A 1,393-nucleotide genomic window follows, 5' to 3' on the forward strand; every position below is an offset into this window, starting at 1 on the left:
CTCGCCGCCTGGCGCTCGGCGTCCGTCCCGGCCCGGGTGGCCGGCCTGCTGCTCGCCGCCGAGGCGCTCGTGCTGCTGGCGCTGGGCGTGCTGCAGGTGCTGCGAGGGCTCGGGAATGGCATCGACGACGTCGCGCGGGCGGAGACCGGCGGGGTGCTCGCGATCATCGGCGGCCTCGGCGTGGCCGTGCTGGCGGTGGGGGTGCTGGGGCGGGCGGCGTCGTTGCGCTCGCCGACCCTCGTCGTCCAGATTCTCTGTCTGCCGGTGGCCTGGGGCCTGCTGCAGGCCGGGGTGTACGCCTACGGCGTTCCGCTGCTCGCCGTCCCGATCGTGATCATCATCGCGTTGTTGGCGGCGGGCGGGTTCGGGCCGGCGGCGGACGAGGCCGACGACGCGAAGGGTCAGGTCGCGCGCGGTGACGGCGCGGAGGGCGGCGGCGCGGGGCCTGCCACCCGGCGCTCCCGGCGGACGTGAACTCCCACCGGTCGGGCGGTTCGGGCGGGGCGGCGACCCCGCCTGGCGAAGCGGTTACCTAGCCGTCCTCGAGCAGGCCGCGGCGCAGCTGGGCCAGAGTGCGGGCGAGCAGCCGGGACACGTGCATCTGGGAGATGCCGAGCTCGGTGGCGATCTGCGACTGGGTCATGTTGCCGAAGAACCGGAGAAGGAGAATCCGCTTCTCCCGGGGCGGGAGCTTCTCCAGCAGCGGCTTGAGCGACTCCCGGTACTCCACGCCCTCCAGGGACTCGTCCTGGACGCCGAGGGTGTCGGCGACGGCCGGCGCCTCGTCGTCGCCGGAGTCCGGCGCGTCGAGCGAGACCGCGGAGTAGGCGTTCGCCGACTCCAAGCCCTCGAGGACTTCCTCCTCGCTCATCTGCAGGTGCTTGGCGATCTCGCTCACCGTGGGGGAGCGGCCCAGAGTCTGGGACAGCTCGGAGGTCGCCTTGGTCAGCGAGAGCTTGAGCTCCTGCAGCCGGCGGGGGACGCGGATCGCCCAGCCCTTGTCGCGGAAGTGCCGTTTGATCTCACCGACGATCGTCGGTGTGGCGTAGGTGGAGAACTCCACCCCGCGCTCCGGGTCGAACCGGTCGACCGACTTGATCAGACCGATGGTGGCGACCTGGACGAGGTCGTCCAGCGGCTCGCCGCGGTTACGGAACCGGCGGGCGAGGTACTCGACCAGCGGCAGGTGCATGCGGACGAGCTGGTCGCGGATGGCGGCGCGCTCCGCGTCGCCCTCGGGCAGCTCGGCGAGGCGGACGAACAGGGAACGGGCCAGCGCACGGTCGGGGGAGTGGGTGCGCTCCACCACCTCGACCACCTCCGCCTCGGCGGCCGGCGCCGGGGCGCCGGTGGTGGCGGCGTCCTCGGTGGGCTGCGCGGGCCCGGCCGGGCC

General features: G+C 73.7%; 2 protein-coding genes. One reads left to right on the top strand and one right to left on the bottom strand.

Translation table 11 applies throughout. The features are described from left to right. A partial coding sequence (locus tag MXD58_RS27580; RefSeq protein ID WP_250611021.1) for a hypothetical protein occupies nt 1–474 on the top strand: 474 nt, incomplete at its 5' end. Nucleotides 475–532: 58 nt separating this feature from the next. Here MXD58_RS27580 and MXD58_RS27585 read toward each other — a convergent pair. Continuing rightward, a partial coding sequence (locus MXD58_RS27585; protein ID WP_250611028.1) for an RNA polymerase sigma factor SigF occupies nt 533–1,393 on the bottom strand: 861 nt, incomplete at its 5' end.

Origin of the sequence: Frankia sp. AgKG'84/4 (genome assembly GCF_023242965.2) — a bacterium.
Lineage (GTDB): Bacteria > Actinomycetota > Actinomycetes > Frankiales > Frankiaceae > Frankia.